The sequence below is a fragment of the Bacillus salacetis genome (genome assembly GCF_049177075.1).
GTDB classification, from domain to species: Bacteria; Bacillota; Bacilli; order Bacillales; family Bacillaceae_B; genus Rossellomorea; species Rossellomorea salacetis_A.
In genome coordinates, this window is sequence record NZ_CP185377.1 from 1,297,250 (window position 1) to 1,318,929 (window position 21,680).

At 41.8% G+C, this 21,680-nt stretch carries 19 protein-coding genes; 15 read left to right on the forward strand and 4 right to left on the reverse strand.

Annotated elements, in window-relative coordinates; translation table 11 throughout:
- Positions 1–144 precede the first annotated feature (144 nt).
- Positions 145–1,170: a P1 family peptidase gene (locus tag ACOJQI_RS06590; RefSeq protein ID WP_421384251.1), complete on the forward strand. Its 1,026-nt coding sequence runs from the start codon at positions 145–147 to the stop codon at positions 1,168–1,170.
- 98 nt (positions 1,171–1,268) lie between these two features.
- On the forward strand, positions 1,269–2,738 hold the full coding sequence (locus ACOJQI_RS06595) for a UDP-N-acetylmuramoyl-L-alanyl-D-glutamate--2,6-diaminopimelate ligase (protein ID WP_421384253.1): 1,470 nt from the start codon (positions 1,269–1,271) through the stop codon (positions 2,736–2,738).
- 20 nt (positions 2,739–2,758) lie between these two features.
- Here the strand turns inward: ACOJQI_RS06595 and ACOJQI_RS06600 are convergent, their stop codons facing one another.
- Both ACOJQI_RS06600 and ACOJQI_RS06605 read right to left on the reverse strand, forming a co-directional pair.
- Complete coding sequence (locus ACOJQI_RS06600) at positions 2,759–3,847, reverse strand: aromatic acid exporter family protein (RefSeq protein WP_421384255.1); 1,089 nt, start codon at positions 3,845–3,847, stop codon at positions 2,759–2,761.
- A gap of 127 nt (positions 3,848–3,974) precedes the next feature.
- Positions 3,975–5,192, reverse strand: coding sequence for a NupC/NupG family nucleoside CNT transporter (locus ACOJQI_RS06605; protein WP_421384257.1), 1,218 nt, complete (start codon positions 5,190–5,192; stop codon positions 3,975–3,977).
- A 288-nt stretch (positions 5,193–5,480) separates the two neighbouring features.
- Between ACOJQI_RS06605 and ACOJQI_RS06610 the strand changes: the two genes are divergently transcribed.
- The 11 genes from ACOJQI_RS06610 to ACOJQI_RS06660 all read left to right on the forward strand — a co-directional run bounded on the left by ACOJQI_RS06610 (position 5,481) and on the right by ACOJQI_RS06660 (position 18,941).
- Positions 5,481–5,714, forward strand: coding sequence for a YueH family protein (locus tag ACOJQI_RS06610; RefSeq protein WP_421384258.1), 234 nt, complete (start codon positions 5,481–5,483; stop codon positions 5,712–5,714).
- An 88-nt stretch (positions 5,715–5,802) separates the two neighbouring features.
- Positions 5,803–7,371, forward strand: a complete 1,569-nt coding sequence (locus ACOJQI_RS06615; protein ID WP_421384260.1) for a peptide chain release factor 3 — start codon at positions 5,803–5,805, stop codon at positions 7,369–7,371.
- Positions 7,372–7,533: 162 nt separating this feature from the next.
- Positions 7,534–8,454, forward strand: coding sequence for a nuclease-related domain-containing protein (locus tag ACOJQI_RS06620; RefSeq protein WP_421384262.1), 921 nt, complete (start codon positions 7,534–7,536; stop codon positions 8,452–8,454).
- A gap of 62 nt (positions 8,455–8,516) precedes the next feature.
- Positions 8,517–8,705 (forward strand): hypothetical protein, encoded by a 189-nt coding sequence (locus ACOJQI_RS06625; protein WP_421384264.1) that lies wholly within the window; start codon positions 8,517–8,519, stop codon positions 8,703–8,705.
- Positions 8,706–9,053: 348 nt separating this feature from the next.
- Positions 9,054–10,073, forward strand: a complete 1,020-nt coding sequence (locus ACOJQI_RS06630) for an EAL domain-containing protein (RefSeq protein ID WP_421384265.1) — start codon at positions 9,054–9,056, stop codon at positions 10,071–10,073.
- Positions 10,074–10,291: 218 nt separating this feature from the next.
- Positions 10,292–13,372, forward strand: a complete 3,081-nt coding sequence (locus tag ACOJQI_RS06635) for an efflux RND transporter permease subunit (protein ID WP_421384266.1) — start codon at positions 10,292–10,294, stop codon at positions 13,370–13,372.
- Between the two features lie 146 nt (positions 13,373–13,518).
- A complete protein-coding gene (locus tag ACOJQI_RS06640; RefSeq protein WP_421384267.1) occupies positions 13,519–14,607 on the forward strand; it encodes an SDR family oxidoreductase in 1,089 nt (362 codons plus the stop codon).
- Between the two features lie 132 nt (positions 14,608–14,739).
- The gene (locus ACOJQI_RS06645) at positions 14,740–15,204 is read left to right on the forward strand and encodes a hypothetical protein (protein ID WP_421384268.1); all 465 of its coding nucleotides are present in this window, start codon (positions 14,740–14,742) and stop codon (positions 15,202–15,204) included.
- 522 nt (positions 15,205–15,726) lie between these two features.
- Positions 15,727–16,896: a hypothetical protein gene (locus ACOJQI_RS06650; protein WP_421384270.1), complete on the forward strand. Its 1,170-nt coding sequence runs from the start codon at positions 15,727–15,729 to the stop codon at positions 16,894–16,896.
- Positions 16,897–17,073: 177 nt separating this feature from the next.
- On the forward strand, positions 17,074–17,823 hold the full coding sequence (gene sigI / locus ACOJQI_RS06655; protein WP_421384272.1) for an RNA polymerase sigma factor SigI: 750 nt from the start codon (positions 17,074–17,076) through the stop codon (positions 17,821–17,823).
- Complete coding sequence (locus ACOJQI_RS06660; RefSeq protein WP_421384274.1) at positions 17,820–18,941, forward strand: anti-sigma factor domain-containing protein; 1,122 nt, start codon at positions 17,820–17,822, stop codon at positions 18,939–18,941. The genes sigI and ACOJQI_RS06660 overlap by 4 nt, the downstream gene beginning before the upstream one ends.
- A 42-nt stretch (positions 18,942–18,983) precedes the next feature.
- Here the strand turns inward: ACOJQI_RS06660 and ACOJQI_RS06665 are convergent, their stop codons facing one another.
- Positions 18,984–19,175 (reverse strand): small, acid-soluble spore protein, alpha/beta type, encoded by a 192-nt coding sequence (locus ACOJQI_RS06665; protein ID WP_421384275.1) that lies wholly within the window; start codon positions 19,173–19,175, stop codon positions 18,984–18,986.
- A 178-nt stretch (positions 19,176–19,353) separates the two neighbouring features.
- Here ACOJQI_RS06665 and ACOJQI_RS06670 point away from each other — a divergent pair, with 178 nt between their 5' ends.
- Together ACOJQI_RS06670 and ACOJQI_RS06675 are read left to right on the forward strand one after the other, a co-directional pair.
- The gene (locus ACOJQI_RS06670) at positions 19,354–19,530 is read left to right on the forward strand and encodes a hypothetical protein (protein WP_421384277.1); all 177 of its coding nucleotides are present in this window, start codon (positions 19,354–19,356) and stop codon (positions 19,528–19,530) included.
- Positions 19,517–19,666, forward strand: coding sequence for a hypothetical protein (locus ACOJQI_RS06675; protein ID WP_421384278.1), 150 nt, complete (start codon positions 19,517–19,519; stop codon positions 19,664–19,666). The genes ACOJQI_RS06670 and ACOJQI_RS06675 overlap by 14 nt, the downstream gene beginning before the upstream one ends.
- Positions 19,667–19,699: 33 nt before the next feature.
- Here ACOJQI_RS06675 and ACOJQI_RS06680 read toward each other — a convergent pair whose 3' ends face one another.
- A complete protein-coding gene (locus ACOJQI_RS06680; RefSeq protein WP_421384280.1) occupies positions 19,700–21,457 on the reverse strand; it encodes a B12-binding domain-containing radical SAM protein in 1,758 nt (585 codons plus the stop codon).
- Between the last annotated feature and the right edge of the window lie 223 nt (positions 21,458–21,680).

The window sequence follows — 21,680 nt, forward strand, 5'->3', positions numbered from 1 at the left end:
TATTGTAAAGAGATCTCTGCCGGCTCAGGCAGAGATCTTCTTTACCTCCTTTTTTACATAACCGAATTAGAAGGAAAACGCTTGTATTTGTTGAAAAATAATAAGAAGGACGAAGAACCTGGAAAAGCATAAAGAGGTGGAAGGATGAATAATCTTTTTTCAATAGGCACATTACCCAAGGGAGTAAATAACTGCATTACGGATGTTGAAGGTGTGAAGGCGGGCCATGTGACACTTTCAGAAGAAAGGGCAGATGGGGAGCGGATCCAAACGGGTGTTACGGCTGTACTTCCCCATGGCCGCAACTTATTCCAACATAAAGTCAGGGGGGCAAGCCACGTTATAAATGGATTTGGAAAGACAACCGGGCTGATACAGATTGATGAACTGGGGGTAATAGAGTCTCCCATTATGCTGACCAATACTTTTTCAGTCGGAAATGTCTGGCAGGGAACACTGAAATATATGCTCGACAGTACTCCTGAGATCGGAGAGAGCACTGGTTCCGTTAACATCATTGTGGGGGAGTGCAATGACAGTTTCCTTAATTCAGTCAGGTTGCAGGCAGTCCAGCCTTTTCATGCCGAGGAAGCAATAAGAGCAGCCGCCATCGGCCCTTGTGAAAATGGTGCTGTGGGAGCAGGTGCCGGGACATTGTGTCTTGGGTATAAAGGTGGAATCGGAACAGCTTCAAGGCTTATAGAAGCAGAGGGAGAAACCTTCACTGTTGCCAGTTTAGTCCAGACCAATTTCGGAAGAAGAGAAGAGAATAAATATCTTGACAGATCCTTGGAACCCACTCGGGAGAAACTTCCCGACGGATCTATAATGATTATTCTTGCGGTTGATATTCCTATGTCAGACAGACAGTTGAAAAGATTAGCCAAACGCGCAAGTGTCGGGCTTTCAAGGGCAGGAAGCCATATTCATCATGGAAGTGGAGATATCGTCATTGCCTTTTCAACTGAAAATCAAGTGGGACATCAATGCAGCGGTCTTTTTGAAACAACCAGAATCATCAGGGAGGACCATCCTGTAATGAATAAGATCTTCCAAGGAGTCGCTGAAGCAGTGGAAGAGGCGATCCTATCATCCATTTATCATGCAGAAGAAACAGCGGGAAGAAAAGGGAGGGCTGCACCTTCTTTTGGAAAAGAGGTGAATGGCTGAAGCTGCCTTTAGGAAAGACTACTCTTTTTCTTCTCAATCTCCGAGTGGTAATATACAATAGAAGGTAATTGATTTCAAAAATTGTGAGGTTAGTGCAAATGAATACATATGAATTACTATCCAGTTTAAAAGTGAAGACCATTTATGGTGAACTTCCTTCAAATATTTCTAAACTGCACGTTGACTCCCGTAAAGTACAGGAAGGCGATGTTTTCATCTGTACGAGAGGGTTTACAGTGGATGGCCATGATTTTGCCAACAAGGCCGTGGAAAGCGGGGCCGGTTTAGTCATTGCTGAAAAACAGCTTGACATCGATTTAGAGAAAGCGGCTCTGGTGGTTGTGAAGGATACGTTTAAAGCTATGGCTCTGCTAGTCAATAAGTATTATGATTACCCTTCTTTAAAATTGAATGTGATTGGTGTGACGGGAACTAACGGCAAGACAACCGTAACAAACTTAATCCATTCCATCCTTAGAAAGGATGGACAGAGTTCCGCCCTTTCAGGGACAATCGGCTTCGATCTTGATGGAGAGATCTTTCCCAGTGAAAACACGACATGTGATGTCATGACCAATCAGGAAATGATCCAAAAAGCCCTGGACAGGGATATTGACAATATGGTCCTTGAGGTCTCCTCTCATGGCCTGACCCTTGGAAGATTATGGGGCGTGGACTTTGATGTGGTTACGTTCACGAATCTCAGCCATGACCATCTTGACTATCATCAGACGATGGAACATTACGGTTACGCAAAAGGCTTGTTATTCTCCCAGCTGGGGCAGAACTTAGCCAAACCTAAATATGCCGTTTTGAACAGTGATGACGAATGGTATGAAAGATATACCAAAATGACAGCGCACGAGGTCATCAGCTACGGCCTTGAGTCCTATGCGGATTTCAAAGCCGAGGACATTCATTACTATAATGATATGACTACATTTACTCTGCGCTCTCCTGAAGGTGCTTTCGAGGTGGAATCCAAGCTGTTAGGTAAATTCAATGTCTACAATATTCTGGCTGCAATGGCGACATTGTTTGCAAAAGGGATGTCAGTAGAGAAGCTTGTGGAAATCATAAGGGAACTGCCGCCCGTCAGCGGCCGCATGGAAAAAGTGAAATCCGATGCACCATTGTCCATGTATATCGACTATGCTCATACTCCTGATGCCATAGAAAATGCGATACAATCCGTTCTTCCTTTCAAGGAGAATAAAATTATCTTCCTAGTTGGTACTGGAGGTAACAGAGATAAATCCAAACGTCCTGCTATGGCAGAAAAGGCTTCAATTGCTGATTACGTTGTCTTGACAACGGATGACCCGCGTTATGAAGACTATGACAGTATTGTCAATGACCTTGGAAAAGGGATGAGGCATGAGAAATTTGCATTGATTGGGGACCGTGAAGAAGCGGTTAAGCATGCAATTGATGTTAGTGAACCGGGGGATATCATTATTTTTGCAGGTAAAGGTCACGAGGATTACCAAATCATCGAGAATACCAAATATCCGCATAGTGACAGGGAAATTGCCATTCAGCGCTGCAAAGAAAAATACGGCAGCTAAAAAAATTAAGCCAGAGGATTTCAGATCCTCTGGCTTTCTTCATTTTGAGTCTGTATGAGAGATGTATCATTTCGATGCTGCATGGCATAGATGTGAGATAATTCCTCGGTTAAATCCTGAATGGAAAGCAGTTCGAAAAGCAGAACGGTTTCAGTAGAGAAAAAATGGTGGTGATCTGTTTCTTTTACCTCTTTTAATTCATCCCTTATATGCCAAAATTCCTCAAGGAGTTCTTTGTATTTGTTGTAGTGTTCATCTGAAATGATGTGCCTTGGATCCTGGATGATTTCTACAAGGGACTGCACAGCATTAATGATCTTTTGCTGTTTTTCTTCTTCCCATTTGATATCATGCTGAGGCAGGAGCATCAGGTTGCCTAAATGATAGTGAATCTGCCTCAGGATACTCATTTTTTTATTTTCATAATGGAATACTTTCATATCTTTCCGGCTGTGGCGGTGATACTTCCATTCCTTGCGCTGATATAGGCAGAGTTTTTCTATAGTCCCCATTGACTTATTTATTTCCTGAAAGAGAAAACGGGTTCTTGCACCGGATTTTTTATCAAGGACCAATTCAATGATCCTTGTCTCCAGCAGGTTGGCCGTTTTCACAAAAAGGTTATGGGTCATGGTACTTATCCGCGGCGAATAATTAGGCGGCATTACAAAAATATTGACAAGTGTTGAAATAATGAGGCCGATACTCGTTGACCCTAAGCGTGATACGAAGGATAAAAGATAGTGGTCATTGGTCGTGGGTATCATGGCTACTGCTGTCAAGGTCGCTACAAGCATCCCGTCTTCAAGGTGCAGCTTCAAACACAGTACAATTGTCAAAAGTGTAGCAAGTGTGTAGGTCAGCGGGCTGTCCCCAAAAAAGAAAGTAAAAAGCATTGCCAGGGCGGCGCCAATAGCTGATGCCGGAAAGCGGACAAGGCCTTTTCTTATAGAATCTGCTGCCGTAGGTTCAACGGTCACAATGGCTGTAATAACGGCAAATGCTGCCGGCAGGTTAAGCCAGTAACAGATCAAAGCCGTCAAAAAAACGGCAATTGCCGTTTTGATTACTCTGCCGCCGATCAGTTTGAATTTTTTTATCTTTAACATAAATATTTCCCCTTTTCTCCTTCTATCAGTATAAAAAAAGATTGGATAGAAAGCAAAAGGCTGTTTTCGTATAGAATGCAGTTTCGGAATCCAAAAAAGAACCGCAGTTTAAACTGCGGTTCGAGATTTACACAAACATTCCTGCAATGGCAGCACTCAACAACGAAGCGAGTGCGCCTGCTGCAATAGCCTTTAAGCCCAGCCTCGCGATATCCTTGCGTCTATTCGGTGCCAGGTTTCCAAGTCCTCCGAGCAGGATGCCAAGGGAAGAAAGGTTAGCAAATCCGCATAAGGCAAAGCTGATGATGGCCGCCGTTTTTGGTGATAACTCCTCGATTTGAGGAGCAAAATTCGAGTACGCCACAAATTCATTGATGACAATTTTCTGTCCAATGAAGTTACCGGCTGTGATTGCCTCGCTCCAAGGTACCCCAATGGCAAATGCGAGAGGGGAGAAAATGTACCCCAAGATCAATTCGAGGGACAGATTATCCAATCCTATCAATCCGCCTATCAGGCCAAGTATTCCATTGATAAGGGCGACAATTGCTATGAATGCCAAAAGCATTGCACCGATATTCAAAGCGAGCTCAAGGCCGACAGAAGCTCCTCTTGCTGCTGCATCGATAACATTTGTTGATTCTGTATCAGTTTCCATTTCAAATTCCTTTGGTTCTGGTTTCTCGTCTGTTTCTGGAACAAACAATTTAGCCATGACCAATCCGGCAGGAGCTGCCATAAAGCTTGCCGCAAGCAAGTATTCCAAAGGAACACCCAGCAGCGAGTATCCAATCAACACTGAACCGGCAACGGAAGCTAGGCCGCCGGTCATTACAGCGAATAGTTCAGACTCCGTCATTTTTGGAAGGTACGGACGAACTACTAGTGGAGCTTCTGTCTGCCCGACAAAAATATTGGCAGCCGCCGACATGGACTCCGCTTTTCGTGTGCCAAGCAGCCAAGACAGGCCGCCGCCCAGAATATAAATGAATACCTGCATGATTTTCAGATAGTACAAGACAGAAATCAGAGAAGAAAAGAAGATAACAACTGGCAGGATGTTAAAGGCAAATACGAATGCGATATTCGATTCATCAGTAAATAGTCCGCCAAAGAGAAAGTTGATCCCCTCATTTGAATAGTTAATGATGTTGTTAACAACTTTTGTGAACTCCTGTAAAACTGCCTGCCCCCAACTGGTTTCCAAGACAATGAATGCAAAGAAGAGCTGGATGGCTAAACCTCCTAAGACAGTCCTCCAGTTGATGGAACGCTTATGTGTAGAAAAAATGAAAGCGATCGCCATCACGGTCAAAATTCCTAAAATACCCCAAATATACTGCAAAACTCTCACCTCGTATGTAATATTCTTGCTAGGTTAGTAAGATTACTTTAAAATTTTCTTCGTGTAAACCCTTTAATTCGTTCTTGTTTTCCCATTGCACCCTTATTATGTTGAATTTCCCGCTTTTTATCCTGAAAGGGCAGGGATAAAAATTGTGATAATATCAAGAGTAAGTAACAACACATCTAAGTGTCCCCAGGACTTTTCCCTGAAAAAAATATTTTATTTAACCATAATTTTTAAAAATGCGTAAATTGGCTATGAAATTTCAGGAAGGAACGATGCAAAATGAAAATAAGAAAAAGTTTGGCAGGCGGCAAGGAACATAGAGTATTTGTATATGAAAACAAAAAAGAAGAGTATTTTATGGTGGCTGTCCCGGATGTCAACTGGTCCATGGATTTCACATATGAAACGGAAAACTTAAAAGAAAAGCTTGAGAAATCACTTGTTTCAGCTGTTGCTTCAGAGGAAGCTGCGGAATTGGCATCACGGATTTATAACTGGACAACGGAAATGTAGTCTTAATCTCCAGCTTTATATTGCAAACCTGAATAGGAAAGAATATGATGAAAAAGTGAGATTTTAAAGATGAGAGGGTTATATTTTAATGAATAAATTAAAGGATGAAGTTCTTTCCAGAAGAACGTTTGCCATAATATCGCATCCCGATGCCGGGAAAACCACATTGACTGAACAGCTGTTGCTGTTTGGCGGAGCTATAAGGGATGCCGGAACCGTAAAAGGAAAAAAAACAGGGAAGTTTGCGACCTCTGACTGGATGGAGATTGAAAAGCAAAGGGGTATCTCCGTAACTTCTTCTGTTATGGCTTTTGATTATGATGGATACCGAGTAAATATACTTGATACACCTGGTCACCAGGATTTCAGTGAAGATACCTACCGTACGTTGATGGCAGTGGACAGTGCCGTCATGATCATTGATTCTGCCAAAGGTATAGAAGCGCAGACAATCAAGCTTTTCAAAGTATGCCGGATGAGAGGCATCCCGATTTTCACTTTCATAAACAAGCTTGACCGCCAGGGAAGGGAACCCCTTGAAATTTTAGAAGAGTTGGAAGAAGTACTGGAAATTGATTCATACCCAATGAATTGGCCGATTGGTATGGGCAAAGAGTTCCTGGGGATTTATGACAGGCATTACAACCGGATCGAGCAATTCAGGGTAGAAGACAAAGACAGGTTCCTGCCGTTAGACGAGAACGGTGAACTTGTCGGGGATCCAGACATGAAATCTTCCGGATTGTACCAGCAGGCGCTGGAAGACGTCCAGCTTTTGAATGAAGCGGGGAATGACTTTTCAAAAGAAAAAATAGCAAATGGAACGCTGACACCTGTTTTCTTTGGGAGTGCCTTGACAAACTTTGGGGTGCAGACATTCCTGGAAACCTATTTACAGTTTGCTCCATCTCCACAGCCTCGTAAAGCGGACGTGGGCCCTGTCGATCCTGTAAAGGAAGAATTTTCAGGATTCATTTTTAAAATCCAGGCAAATATGAACCCTGCTCACCGTGACCGGATTGCATTTGTCCGGATCTGTTCAGGGAAGTTCGAAAGAGGGATGAACGTAACTCTTTCACGGACTGGAAAATCGATCAAACTATCACAATCCACACAGTTTCTTGCGGACGACCGCAGTACAGTGAATGAAGCGGTCAGCGGCGATATTATCGGCCTCTATGACACAGGCACCTACCAGATCGGTGACACCATCGTGGAAGGAAAAGAGCTGATCCAATATGAAAAGCTTCCTCAGTTCACCCCGGAGTTGTTCATGAGGGTAACAGCCAAAAACGTCATGAAGCAGAAGCATTTTCATAAAGGAATTCATCAACTTGTCCAGGAAGGGGCCATTCAATTATACAAAACCCTTCGAACAGAGGACATCATCATCGGTGCAGTCGGCCAGCTTCAATATGAAGTGTTCGAACACCGCATGAAAAATGAATATAACGTGGATGTCATCATGGAAAACATCGGCGGCAAAATTGCGCGCTGGATAGAAAATGAGTCCGATGTAAAGGATTCGATGTCCAGCTCCCGCAGCCTCCTGGTAAAAGACAGGCATGACCGCTTGGTTTTTCTATTCGAAAACGACTTTGCCATGAGATGGTTCCAAGACAAAAATCCGGACATCAAGCTTTATAGCTTGTTATAGAGTTTACAAACAGAGGGAAGAGTTTTTTCTCTCTGTTTTTTTGTTTTGGCTTGTTTTGACTTATTTTGGCTGGGTTTGGCTTGACTGAGCGCTCGGTCGATATCTTATACTAGGAACAAAGCGCTGAATTGGTATAAAATGGATAAGGGAGGAGAGATGCTTATGATAATGAAAGGAAGAAGTGAATCAAAAGAATTAAAGGTTCTTAGGTCGCTGGATGCAAGAATGGTCTTGCCAAAGGAAAACAAAAGAGTGTTGGCTTCATCTGAAAAAGGTTACCAAGGAGAGTTGAGATTCGATGAATGGGCCCTCCCTCTTCAGAATAAGGTGGTGTTCCTCAATGATTTAATGTTGGAACATCAAGGATCCCCTTTTCAAATTGATTCCTGTGCCTTCGCTTCCAACACGATTTTCCACTTTGAAGTGAAAAATTTCGAAGGAGATTACCGAGTCAAGGATAACATTTGGTTCGATCCTGCTGGAATAGAAATCAAAGACCCCTTACTGCAAATGAACAGAGCCGGGTCACTCATCAGGCAGCGTGCACAAAAGTCCGGATATAATGCCAAGGTTGAATCATTCCTCGTATTTATAAACCCCAAGTTCTATCTATATAATCCCCCAGATGATCCTTCCATTGTTTATTTTCCACAATTAAGCAGGTTTATGAATAAGATCCAGAACCGCTCGCTAAAGGTGGGGAGAGATGATATTAAACTCGCTGAAAAACTATTGTCATTCCATTCAGAAACGTCCCCGTACTCAAGACTGCCGGCCTATAGTTTTGAAAAACTCAAGAAAGGAATTATTTGTCCTGACTGCAATGGTTTCTACCGTTCCATTTCAGGAAGAACCATGGTCTGCCGTTATTGCAGCCGAAAGGAAGCAGCAGCTTCAGCCATACTGCGGACCATTGAAGAGTTCAGGCAATTGTTTCCCGGGGAGAAGGTGACTACTAACAAAATTTATGCTATGTGTGGAATAATTGAAGATAAAAGGACGATTAGAAAGGTTCTTTCAACTCACTTTAAAATGGTAGGTTCAAGAAATCACGCTTTTTATGTAAGTAAATTACAAACTTAAAACTTACATAGTAATCTACAACAGGTAATTTGTTAAAGTGTTTTGGGAGACGCCTTAAGGGCATGAAACGTAGGGAAGAACGGAAAAGTGGTCTTGAGGAAGCTTCTCAAGGGCATGAAGCGCAGCAACGAATGAGAAAAGTGTCTTGGGGAAGTTTCTCAAGGGCATGGAGAGCAGGAATGAATGAGAAAAGTGTCTTGGGGAAGCTCCAAGGGCATGAAGAGCAGGAATGGATGAGAAAAGTGTCTTGAGGAAGCTTCTCAAGGACATGAAGAGCAGCAACGAATGAGAAAAGTGTCTTGGTGAAGCTTCTCAAAGGCATGAAGAGCAGGAATGAATGAGAAAAGTGTCTTGGGGGAGATTCTCAAGGGCATGAAGAGCAGGAATGAATGAGAAAAGTGTCTTGGGGGAGCTTCTCAAGGACATGAAGAGCAGCAACGAATGAGAAAAATGTCTTGAGCGAGTTTTGAAAAATCCCTTTTGTAAATCTCAAATAAAAGTAACCCTAGTAGGTCTATCCTAAAAATAATGTTACACTAAACTAGTAAAAAAGAATCACTACCATACATACATAAAAAGACGATAGGAGAAGAGTGCTGATGAAAAACACATGTATCAACTGCGGGGTGTCGATCCCTTTTTATGAAAGCGGGTTTTTGACGCTCAAGGGTAAGGAAGAGCTGAAAATCGGCAATCTCTCCTTATCAGGTGAAAGTAAAACTAAGAACACATATCATTTCAAGTATGGGACCTTCAGTGAGTTGTTGAAAATGCTTCAGGAGCTGGAAGGAGTCCTGGCAGCCGGGAACTGGCGGGCTGGTATTTCTTCCACCCTTAAAAATCCGAGGATCGTTCCTTTTCATGATTTCAAGAAACGGATGGATAATCGTGAAGCGGTTGAATTTATTCAGAATGGGACGCTTGTAAGTTATTTTCAGCCAATATTAGATTTACAGAAGGATCATTTATATGGATACGAGTCATTACTGAGGTCCGGGGACAATGAAAATGAAATTTCACCGGGCCTTTTGTTTCAAACAGCCAATGAGACGGGACTGCATTCGCTATTGGACCAGAGAGCCCGTGAAACCGCCATTCGCTGCAGAAAAGACCAGTTGCAGCGAGGGGTTAAGAGCTTCATTAACTTCCTGCCTTCGACTATATACAATCCAGAGTTTTGCTTGCAGCATACCTTCAGTTTTGTAGAGAAATATGATGTGGACCCTGCAGACCTTGTCTTTGAAGTAGTGGAAACAGAAAAAATAGTGGATGTCGATCACTTGAAGAGTGTATTTGCTGTTTATAGAAGAGAAGGGATGAAAGTCGCACTGGATGATGTAGGGACAGGGTTTGCCACTTTGGAAATGCTGAGCCAGCTCAAACCAGACTATGTAAAGATTGACCGATCATACATCGATCACTGTGATACGAATTCAGAGAACCAAATTTTCCTCAAGGAGGTTACCCATATCTCAAGGGAATTGGGAATACGTGTACTTGCAGAAGGAATTGAAAGAAAAGAAGAACTGGACTACTGTAAGGCTCTAGGGGTGGATCTGGCCCAGGGGTATTACATCGGCAAGCCGCTTAGAGAGGCAAAAGTCCCTCTTTTAATATAAGGTCATCAAGAAGGAAGGGGGTTAATCTTTTACCTCTTCTTTTTTTATTGGCTTCAGGGATGCACCATACCCTCACTTGCATCTTTTTCCATGATTATTCCTATACTAAATACGCTGAATAGAAGCTTAAATGTTGATAGACAATGGGACAAGAATTATAGTAAATGTACATCCGGAAATATGTAGCATGCGTTTTTTGTCTGGGAAGGAGATTTTGGATGAAGATTAGCGATTTTTCTATCAGAAGACCAGTCTTTACAATCGTTACGATGTTTTTAATATTAATTCTGGGGGGAGTCTCGCTGCTGAGGATTCCTCTTAAACTGATACCTGATATTAATCCTCCTGTCGGTGTGGTTGTTACTACATATGAGGGGGCGAGCCCTGCTGAAGTCGTGGAAAAAGTGACAAAACCTTTGGAAAATACATTGGCCACCCTGCCGGGGATCAAGAGTATCCAATCTACCTCACGTGAAGGGTCTAATTTTATCCTGCTTGAATTCTCCTGGACTACTTCTATAGATGAAATACAGGATGAGGTCCTTCAAAGGCTGGATGGAGTTCCGCTTCCGGAAGATGCGCAAGATCCCCGCTTTTTGAAATTTGATCCAGCTCAATTCCCGATTATCCAGGTTTCATTGAAGGAAACCGGGGAAGGGGAGAATATTCAGGATCTTGCCGATGATTTAAAGCTTGAATTAACGAAGGCTGAAGGTGTAGCCAGTGTCAATGTTTCGGGTGTGAATGCCGATGAGATTGCCATTGAACTCGATCAGGAAAAGCTGAAGGAATACCGTGTCACTCAAAATGATATTGTCAACACGATAAGGGCCAATAACGTGACAATGCCGGGGGATACCATCACAACCGGTGAAAAGACGCTGACAACCAGGGTTGTAAGCCAGTTGGACAATGCTGATGAAATTGCCGGGCTTGTTATCGGTAAAAATCCGCAGACAGGCAAGAATATCGTCCTGGATGATGTGGCTGAAGTCGAAAAAAGGAAACAGGAAAGCAATACAATTACTAGGGCGGACAGAAAGAATGCCGTCCTGCTAAGTGTTCTACAGGAGTCAGACGCGAATACCGCAGAGGTGTCCGATGCTTTTGAGGATAAACTCGACCAGCTTATGGATCAGGAGCGATATGGCAACATTGAGGCTGACATACTGTTTGACCAGGGAGACTATATTAAAGATGCCATAGGGAATATAGCCAACTCTCTTATTATAGGGGGAGCATTTGCGATGCTCGTTTTGTTCCTCTTTTTAAGAAACATCAAAAGCCCGCTGATTATTGGCGTGGCTATCCCTTACTCTGTCATCGTTACATTTGTCTTGATGTTTTTTGCGGATTTTGCCCTGAACATCATGACACTTGGTGCATTGGCTTTGGGGATTGGTATGCTTGTGGACAACGCGATTGTGGTAATTGAAAATATTTACCGACACCTGTCGATGGGGAAAGATCCGAAACAAGCGGCAAGAGACGGTGCACGGGAGGTCGGTACTGCCATTACTGCCTCAACGCTGACAACCGTAGCCGTGTTTTTGCCTGTTGTGTTTATTTCAGGACTGATCGGGCAGTTGTTTACTGAATTTGCTTTGACTATTTCATTCAGCTTGTTTGCCTCGCTTGTTGTGGCTTTGACTGTGATACCCATGCTTGCAAGCAGAATGCTGAAGACGCCTAAAGGAAACCATGAGGCCATCCGAAGGCGTTCTAAATCAATGAATACCTTTGAAAGGAGTATTCATTGGTCGATGAAGCACAGATGGGCAGTTCTTTTGATTACAACTGTTTTCCTTGCTGCGGGGGCATTCGGGTTGACTACGGTAGGGACGCAATTCCTGCCGCCGACGGATGAAGGATTTTTTAATATGAATATTAAGTTAGAGAATGGTTCGTCATTGGAAGAAACCAATAGTGTGGTCGAAGCCATTGAAGGCGAATTGGAAAAAGAGGATGCTATCGATGTATACGTTTCATTGACTGGAACGAATCAGGAGCAGTCGTTCCGCGGCCAGTCGAATAGGAATATTGCGGAAATATACGTTAAACTGAAACCTCTTGATGAGAGGGATGTTTCAGTGTTTAAGCTTGTTGATCAATTAAAGCCCAAGTTAGAGAAGGCTGCTCTGGAGCAGAATGAATCAGCGAGTGTCGGGTTTAACTTGCAATCGACTTCAGGCCAGAGCCCCCAAACGCTTACCTTTAATGTAAGGGACACCGATAGCGGAAGGCTGAATGAAGCGGTAGAGAAGATAGAGCAGAGCCTGCAAACAGCCCAATATGTGACAGATGTGAAAACGGATCAGAATGAACTGATTCAAGAGGTACAGCTGGCTGTCGACCGTGAAGCTGCGCTCGAAGAAGGGTTGGCTCCTGCAGGTATAGCGCAGACGGTTAATGATATAACAAGGGGTGTTCCTGCTGCTCAAATCGTGTCGGAAAACGATGATATCTACACAATTTTCGTAAGGTATGACAGGGATATTACAGAGAACCTGGACAGCCTGAAGAAATTGGAGATCCAAAATGCACAAGGAGAATTCATTCAACTTGATCAGGTAGTCGACTTCAGTATTGAAGAGGGGCCTGTCAGCATCCAAAGAATCGACCAGCAGGGATCGGTCCAGTTTACATTGAAGTATTCTTCAGAAACCAACCTTGGGTCCATCTCAAAAATCGTGGATCAGGAAATTGCTGATCTTAACCTGTCGGATGAAACAGAGGTGACATTCTCCGGTGACAGAGAACTCCTGGAAGACTCTATCGATGATATGGTTCTTGCAATCGGCTTGGCTATCATCCTCGTGTACATTGTGATGGCTGCTCAATTTGAATCCTTTAAATACCCGTTTGTCATTATGTTCACAGTTCCGCTGATGATTATCGGTGTAGCCTTGGCGCTTACTATGACAAGGACACCCATCAGCATCTCAGCTGTCATTGGTGTCATAGTCCTTGCCGGCATTGTTGTCAATAATGCCATTGTAATCGTGGATTATATTAATCAGAGAAAAGCTAATGGAATGGACAGTTATGAAGCAATAGTAGAATCGGTTAAAGACCGGGCTCGTCCGATTTTGATGACAGCGTTAACGACGATCCTCGGCCTGGTGCCCCTTGCGCTTGGAATCGGACAGGGAACAGAAATCAACCAGCCAATGGGAATCACAGTTATTGGAGGACTCTTGAGTTCAACCCTACTGACACTCTATGTTATTCCAGTCATCTACAGTCTCTTTGATAAAAAGACGAGAAGAATGAAAAGGAGAAGAAAAGCATATCAATAAATTGTAGTTTTTAAAGGAAAGTAGTAAAATAAACAATAATCTGAAAATGGCTCTGCAACCACCTCAAGATTGAACTTTTATTGCCGTTCAATCTTGAGTTTTTTTTATGTGTAAATATTTGAATTTTCAAAAAAGGGGATAGGTACATGGCTGACTATTTCATAACCGGGTTTCCAGGGTTTATTTCAAATGAATTGATCAAGAAGCTTTTAAAAGAACACAGCGATACAATTATTTATTGTCTTCACCTGCCTTCGATGAAAGCAAATGCCTTGCTTGCAGCTAAGAAAATTGAAGAAGAAGCAGGGGTGTCCAAAAAGATTGTCCTCGTAGAAGGGGATATCACCCAGGAAGGGCTGGGACTGGATGACGCGATCAAAGAAAAATTGATTAGGGAAATTGATTATATCTGGCACCTGGCGGCCATATATGATCTTTCCGTGGCCTATGAGACCGCTTATAAAATAAATGTGATAGGGACGAAAAATATAAATGAATTCTGTTTGGAGGTAATGAATCTTAAGAGATATGTATACTTCAGTACAGCATTCATTGCAGGTGCCAGGGAAGGGAAGCTTTTAGAAACGGAATTGGTGAAACCTGATTCTTTCCATAATCATTATGAAGAAACAAAATTTGCAGCAGAAGTTCTGGTAGAAGAGCTTAAATCACAATTACCTGTGACGATCTTCAGACCTGGGATTGTCAAAGGCAAGTCCGATACTGGTGAAACGAGCAAGTTCGATGGACCATATTTTATCATGAACATGTTTCACAGGCTTTCATATTTGCCATTCATGCCTGCCATTGGTGATGGGGAGAGTGTTGTAAATATTGTGCCGGTTGAATATATCATACGGGCTTCCGTTTATCTGGGCCATCTTTCTGGGGGTATTGGCAAAACGTATCATTTAACCGACCCTAATCCTCATAAAGTGAAAGATGTATACCGATCTATCCTTTGGGAAATGAGCAGAAAGAGTCCTGTTGGAAGGATTCCGTTGAAGTTAGCATCCGCATCGTTGAAGCTTACACCAGTCCGCAAATATCTTCGCGTGGAAAAAGAAGCGCTCGATTACTTTGCATGGAATGGATTATTTGATTGTACGGTTACATTGGAAGACTTGAAATCAACGGATATAGTCTGTACTGATTTTTTAGAAACTGTAGGCAGCATGGTTGAGTTCTATAAAGCTAATTGTGAGAAGCCGCATTTTCATGTAAGGGTAGATTAGGGCAAGGCTTCCATACTATATTCGGCTGAGTCGTAAGTGATTGCTTGAAAATGTAAATAAAAGTAATAAGAGTTCCATCTCTGTGCAAACTATGGTTAGCCAGAAATAATGGAGGAGATGGAATGAGAGTGGATGCATAATAAATCGATAAGTAAGCTCGAAGCCATCTTGTGGAGCATAGCTCTTCCAGGTTTTCCACAGCTTTTAAAAAATTCACTTGTCAAAGGTATTTTTTTTGTTGCCCTGGAGTTCCTGATAAACGTCCAGAGTAATTTCAATGAAGGCATTCGTTTGAGCTTTCTAGGTGAAACCAGGCTGGCAGCGGAAGTGATAAATTACCAATGGCTGATGTTTTACCCATGTTTATATATGTTTGCAATGTGGGATGCCTTTAAAAGTGCTGAAGGAGAAAGGGATAAGTACTCATTTCTTCCTTTTGTATGTACAGCTTATACTGTTACAACAGGTTTGATGTTATCCCCAAGAATTTTTATAAAAGAAATCTTTATCGGCCCGATTTTCTTTCCCATGCTATGTGTTTTGCCGGGGGTTGGGGCGGGACTGCTTTTGAAATACTTCCTTCAGCGAAGGAAATAGGTTTTTCATTTGTCGTACGTAAAGACCTTTACTTTTCGTACAGGAGGAATCCAAACCGTTTTGATCTTAAGAGCAATTGGCTGTGCAAGACCTTTTCCTGAAGAGGACAAAGGTCTTTTTGTGTTACTAGCTGGTCTAAGTTATATCAGAAGAATTAACCCGTGGATTTGGGGTAATCCAATATTCGGTAATATTAGTGATTGGATTTGTATTAAAATGCTTAAATAAAGGGGTTTTTAGAAATGAGACACCGACCTTAGAAGGAGCATCTGGTTCATTCAGGCCATTTGTAAAAAAATATTACAAAAATTTCTACTCCGTGATGGAAAGGGATGGAACAGGGTAAATCGCATAACCACAAGGTTTTGACTGCTATTTTTAACTTTTCTCCTTTATCCAACTAACAGCCTAAAAGCACCCTGTTGAAGCAGAAAACCTGGAATTACCCCCAAAAGCTATGTGAATTTCCCGTAAGTTTGTAATGAGGCGATCGCTTGAAAACAAATTTATGAGGTGAACATTTTGTCAAAACAGTCTAAGTTAACAAGAACATCATTAGCAATACTCGCAGCAGGAACTTTATCACTTTCAGGTACATATGCGTATGCAAACGGAAATGACACAGAATCATTAGAAACAGTTGAATTCCAAACGGGAACAGATGAGCAATCTGATGTAATCGTAAATGATGAAGCGGTAATGGATTCAGTGGAAGAAGAATTGGAGTCTTTGGAAGATGTCCAGGAATCTCCTTCATTACTACCAGGTGACTTCTTTTATTTTGCTAAGCTTGCTTTAGAAAAAGTGAAGCTTGCTTTTACGGCGGATGATGCTAAGGAAGCAAAGCTTCTAGCTGAATTTGCTGCAGAGCGTTTGGCAGAAGCACAGGCTCTATTCGAAGCTGGTGAAGAAGACAAGGCAATTGAAACCATTGAAAAAGCACTTGAAACAATGGGAGAAGCAGGTGCTGAAGAAGGAAAAGAGGAAGAGCCTGCTGATGGTGAAGAAGCAGACTCAGATGAAGAAAATACTGAAGAAGAAACAGGCGAAGCTGCTGAAGAGGACGGACAAACTGAAGAGGACGCTTCCGAAGAAACGGTTCAGGAAGATGAGGAAGTTGAATCAGAAGAGTCTGTGGACGAATTAGAAGAACTGATGGCGCAGAACATTATTGCACTTAAAGCTGCAATGGAAAAAGTGAAAAATCCTACAGCAAAAGCTGCCCTTTACAAAAACATCAAAAAAAGCTATGAGAAACTTGCTGAAAAAATGGACAAGTTAGAAGAAGAAGCGGAAAAAGAAACACAAGAGGAAGACATAGCAATTGAAGAAGAACAAGAAGTGGTTACAGAACCAGTAAATAACGAGACGGATGGTTCAGAAGAAGAAGCGGAAGAAACCACAAAGGAAGAGACAACAGAAGAAACAACTGAAACTGCAGCTCCTTCAGTGAAAAAAGCTGAGAAAGCACAAGTGAAAGCAGAACGTAAACAAGCACAGGCAGAGAGAAAAGAAGCACATAAACAAGAAAAAGCTGCACAAAAAGAAGCCAAAAAACAAGAAATTACTGAGCATAAACAAGAAAAAGCAGATGAGAAAGCTGAAAGAAAACAGAAACAAGCTGAGAAGAAACAAGAGCAAGGTCAAAAGCATGCTAACAAAGGCGAAGACAAAGGTAAAGGCAATAACTAAGGATTTTCACTCAATAACGATTTAAACTTTCCACATCAGACATTAGTCTATGGAAGCTGCCTCTTCGACCTGAATTTAATTTTAAAACAGGTCTAAAGAGGCAGCGTTTTCCATACTCAAAAGCCTTCAGAATTGCTTTTTACATGATATAATAAGGGTCGGAATGAGGTGAGGCTAATGCTGAATGTATTATTAATCTTTACAGCAAAAAAAAATAAAAAAGACACCTTGGAAACAATGGCTGAAGAAATTCAAGAAGGCAATGAGGAGCTCTTGAATCAGGTGCTTGAGGATTATAAGCCATTCGTAAAAAAAACAGTTTCTTCTGTGTGCAAAAGGTACATATATGAGAGTGATGATGAATTCAGCATTGGTCTTATAGCATTTCATGATGCCATTTTTAAATATAGCAGTGACCGGGGAGCATCCTTTATTAGCTTTGCAGAGGTAATCATCAAAAGAAAAGTCATTGACTATATCAGAATGAATGGCAGGCATCAAAATATCAGTGTAGAAGCAAATACTGAGAATGATGAAGGAGAAGTACAAAACAAAATAACAGATACTCTTTCTATGGAAGAGTATGATCGGACCAGGGTAGCAGATGAAAGAAGAGAAGAAATAATGGCTTTTACTAAAAAGCTAAAGGAATATTCCCTCAGCTTTGATGACCTTGTTTCTAACTCTCCAAAACATGAAGATGCAAGAGTCAATGCCATATCCATCGCAAAATTGGTAGTGTCGACACCATCCCTGCTGGAATATTTGCAGGAGAAGAAACGGCTTCCAATTAAACAATTGGAAAAACAAGTGGGATTCAGCCGGAAAACAATAGAAAGAAACAGAAAATATATCATAGCCATATCTATCATTATTATGGGGGATTTTTATTACCTAAAGGATTACTTAAAAGGGCGGATGAAATGATGAAAAAAGGGATCATAATGGAGGTTAAACCGGATACTATCATCATGATGACTCCTGAGGGCGAGTTTATAAAGACGAGAAAGCAGCCATCAGTACAGTACAACATTGGAGAGGAGCTCACATTCTTTCCTCAAATGGATGAAGTTGAAAGGAAAAGGTCTATTCTTGATCGACTAAAATCTCAATTACATATTAAACCTGTTCTATCGGGGGCAGCAGCACTACTCATGTTATTATTCATTCTTATTCCTTCATTTAATGAACCCGAGGTTTATGCGTATGTTTCAGTTGATATCAATCCAAGCTTTGAGATGAGTATCAATCAGGATCAAGAGGTTATAAATATTAAGCCTTTCAATAAAGAAGCCGAAGAGATACTGAAACAAATGCATGATTGGGAAGGAGAACCAATCACGGATGTTACTGACGAAATGATTGATTTAAGTGCAGAGAATGGGTACATGAATGCACAAAAGAAGGTTACCGTGACCACAGTCTTTACTGAAGAAGCTGATACAAAAGATAAAAACTCTCTTGAAAATGAGATACAACAGCTTACAGCAGAGAAGAGTGAAGAAGGAACAGCTTCTATTTCAGTAATCGACTCCAGCACTGAAGTAAGGGAAGAAGCGATGGCATCCGGAATGACTGCGGGTCAATTATTACTGAAGAAAGAAAAAGCAAAGGAAGCATCTCCAGCACAGGGAACTGCTACACCTGACGTATCAAAAGAAGAAGATGTTGAAGAAAAGCCTGAAGACATGCCGGCTGCAGCAGATAAAAGGCCGGAACATGTGAAAGAAAAGCATGCTGATAAGTTTACAAAGCCGAATGAAAAGGCTGATTCTAAAAGCTCTAAGAACGGTTCAGATAAGAAACTGGAAAAAGAAAATAACGGGAACGGAAATGGCAAAACAAATGGTGCCAGCCAAAAACATTCCAACCAAGAAGAAAATGAAAAAAACAGGGGCAAGGGCAATCCGAATGGAAAAACCACATCGGATGAACGGCCAAAGAACAATACCGGCAATAAAGCAGACAGTGATAAAAACGATAAAAATGAAAATCGCCAAAACCATTCATCCGAACATAACAACGGAAAAGGAAATAAAAATTAAAAAACAAGGCTGCCAGCAGGCGGCCTTGTTTTTTTATCTGTATTATTTTCCTTTAAGCTGAGTCTGAGCTTGCTTTACGAGACGCTTAGTGATTTCTCCGCCCACTGAACCGTTGGCGCGGGAAACCGTATCAGAACCTAGAGTCACTCCAAATTCCTGGGCAATTTCATACTTTACTTGATCCATAAATTGTTCCACTCCAGGAACTAATAATTTGTTTGAGCTTCTAGCCATTTTGGTTCCCTCCTCTTTTTTATATTTTGTTTCTACTGTTATCTTTTCTCCAATTTCAAAGAAAATAAGTGGTAATTTTTCGCATGCAGCCCATCAAGGGTGAAAGATAGCGAGGTGGTATGAAAAAAAACAACCCGGAAAAACTAAATCCAGTACAATCAAAAAGGAGTGATTCTTCATGGCTAAGCGCAAAGCAGAATTTGATGCTGCTGAAAAAAATAACCAAACACCAAGAAAGAACCTAGCTGAACAAAAGGACTTCAGTGCAGAATTTGCCCAAGATGAAAATCCTGCTAAAGGGAAAAACAGAAATTCCAAACATGGCAGGGAAGGCAGAATGAATGATGAAAGATAATCCAAATCAAAAAAAGAGTAAGGAAAAACAAGATTTTCAAGAAGAGTTCGGTATGGAGTTTGGAGATTTTAACGCTGCCAAGCACTTTGAAATACCAGAAGCCAATAAGAAGCAGGACAAGAAAAAAGAATGTTAATAAAAAAAGTTAAGCCCGCGGGGGCTTAACTTTTTATTTCTGTTCTTGCAAAAGCTTTGATTCAGGCATAGTAAATAGCTGGGCGGCCCCGGAGGCTGGTTCATAATAGGCCAGAAGATAACAAGGTTCACCTGCTGCGCCTGAATCAGAAGGAGTCACTGAGAGCTTTTCCAAAAGGGTATGTTTATGCAGTTCTTTCTCGTTCAAGCCAAGCTTGGTGAATTCATCTCCAAGCTGTGATGGGTCTTGGAGTATCATCTTATATACTTCGGAACGGTCGCGCTTCTCAAGCGCTGACTGCCACCATGCTTTTCTAGGCTTATACCTTTGATTCTTTAGATAGTCATACTTCATGATTGCCTCTGCTGTCGGTAACACATCCTGCCTCGTCTCGGAAAGGAAATCATGCAGTCTCTTGAATAAGTCTTCAAGCTGATGTCCGATTCTTGACCAGCCTCGCTCTTCCCAATAGGAGCCGAATCTTTGGAAGAAATCAAATGGTGTGTCAAAGACATGGGAGACAAGGTATTCGATTGTTTCATCCATGCGATGGTCATTCCAGTACTTTTCCAAGACATCTTCTACCTGTTTGATTCTAACGATATCATCAAAGCTTAGGATGTTATTCCCTAAAATTTCATAAGGTGCATTGTCCATGTAAATGTAATCATGCTTAGCTGCGTTGATCCTTAGCCCTGTACCACGCAGCATTTTAAGGAAACCCAGCTGCAGTTCCTCAGGTCTTAAAGCAAACACATCGTTGAATGTTTTGCGGAAGGATTGGTAATCTTCCTCAGGCAAGCCGGCAATCAAATCAAGATGCTGATCGATTTTCTTTCCTTCCTTTACCATGGTGACCGTCCGTGTCAATTTGGAGAAATTTTGTTTCCTCATGACCAGGTCATTGGTTTCGTCGTTAGTTGATTGTACTCCGATTTCAAATCTGAACAATCCGGCAGGTGCTTCCTTATTCAAAAATTCAATGACCTCCGGGCGCATGATGTCAGCTGTGATTTCGAATTGAAAGACTGTACCAGGCAAGTGTTCGTCAATCAGGAAGCGAAACATTTCCATTGCATAGCTCCGGCTGATATTAAAGGTCCTGTCTACGAACTTAATAGTCTTTGCACCATGCTTCATGAGGAAACGGATATCCTCTTTGACTTTTTCCCTGTCGAAATAGCGAACGCCTACTTCTATGGAAGAAAGGCAGAATTGACAGCGGAAAGGACAGCCGCGGCTGGTTTCAATGTAAGTGACACGCTTGGACAAGTTCTTCAAGTCCTCCTCAAACCTGAATGGAGATGGCAGTTCCCTTAAGTCGAGCTTGTTTCGCTGCGGGTTGATTTTTACTTTTCCTTCATTGAGATACCCAATGCCGTTGACTTCATCCCAATTTTGGTCACCATAGATTTGTCCCAGCAGGCTCTTGAATGTTTCTTCCCCCTCACCGATTACAAAGAAATCGACTTCGGGCAAGCGTTCGATCCAATAAGGGACATCATACGAAACTTCAGGGCCGCCGAAGATGATGACAGTTTCTGGAGATATCTTCTTCAGCATCTTGACGACAGCAATTGTCTCTTCAATATTCCATATATAACAACTGAAACCGATGACATCGGCATTTCTCGTATAGAGGTCTGAAACGATGTTCATCAATGGATCTTTAATGGTATATTCTGATATTTCTACCAGGTAATCCGGCTCTGAAAATGCTTTTAGGTTCCTGATAGCTAAGTTCGTGTGTATAAACTTCGCGTTCAACGTGCTTAATACGGCTTTCTTCATTATAAAAACTCCTTTATGTATCTAACCACCCTGAATGAGTCCGCAGGCAAAGTCAGACCAATAGTACTTTAACATTGTACCCAAGCACGGCCTCAAACTCAATGTTATTCAGTATTTTGTACTATTTCCAAATTATATGAAGGAATTTGGCGCAAGGGGTGAGAATATGTATAAAAACAATAAAGACCGGCAAAATTGCCGGTCTGGTTTTTATGTGAAGAAT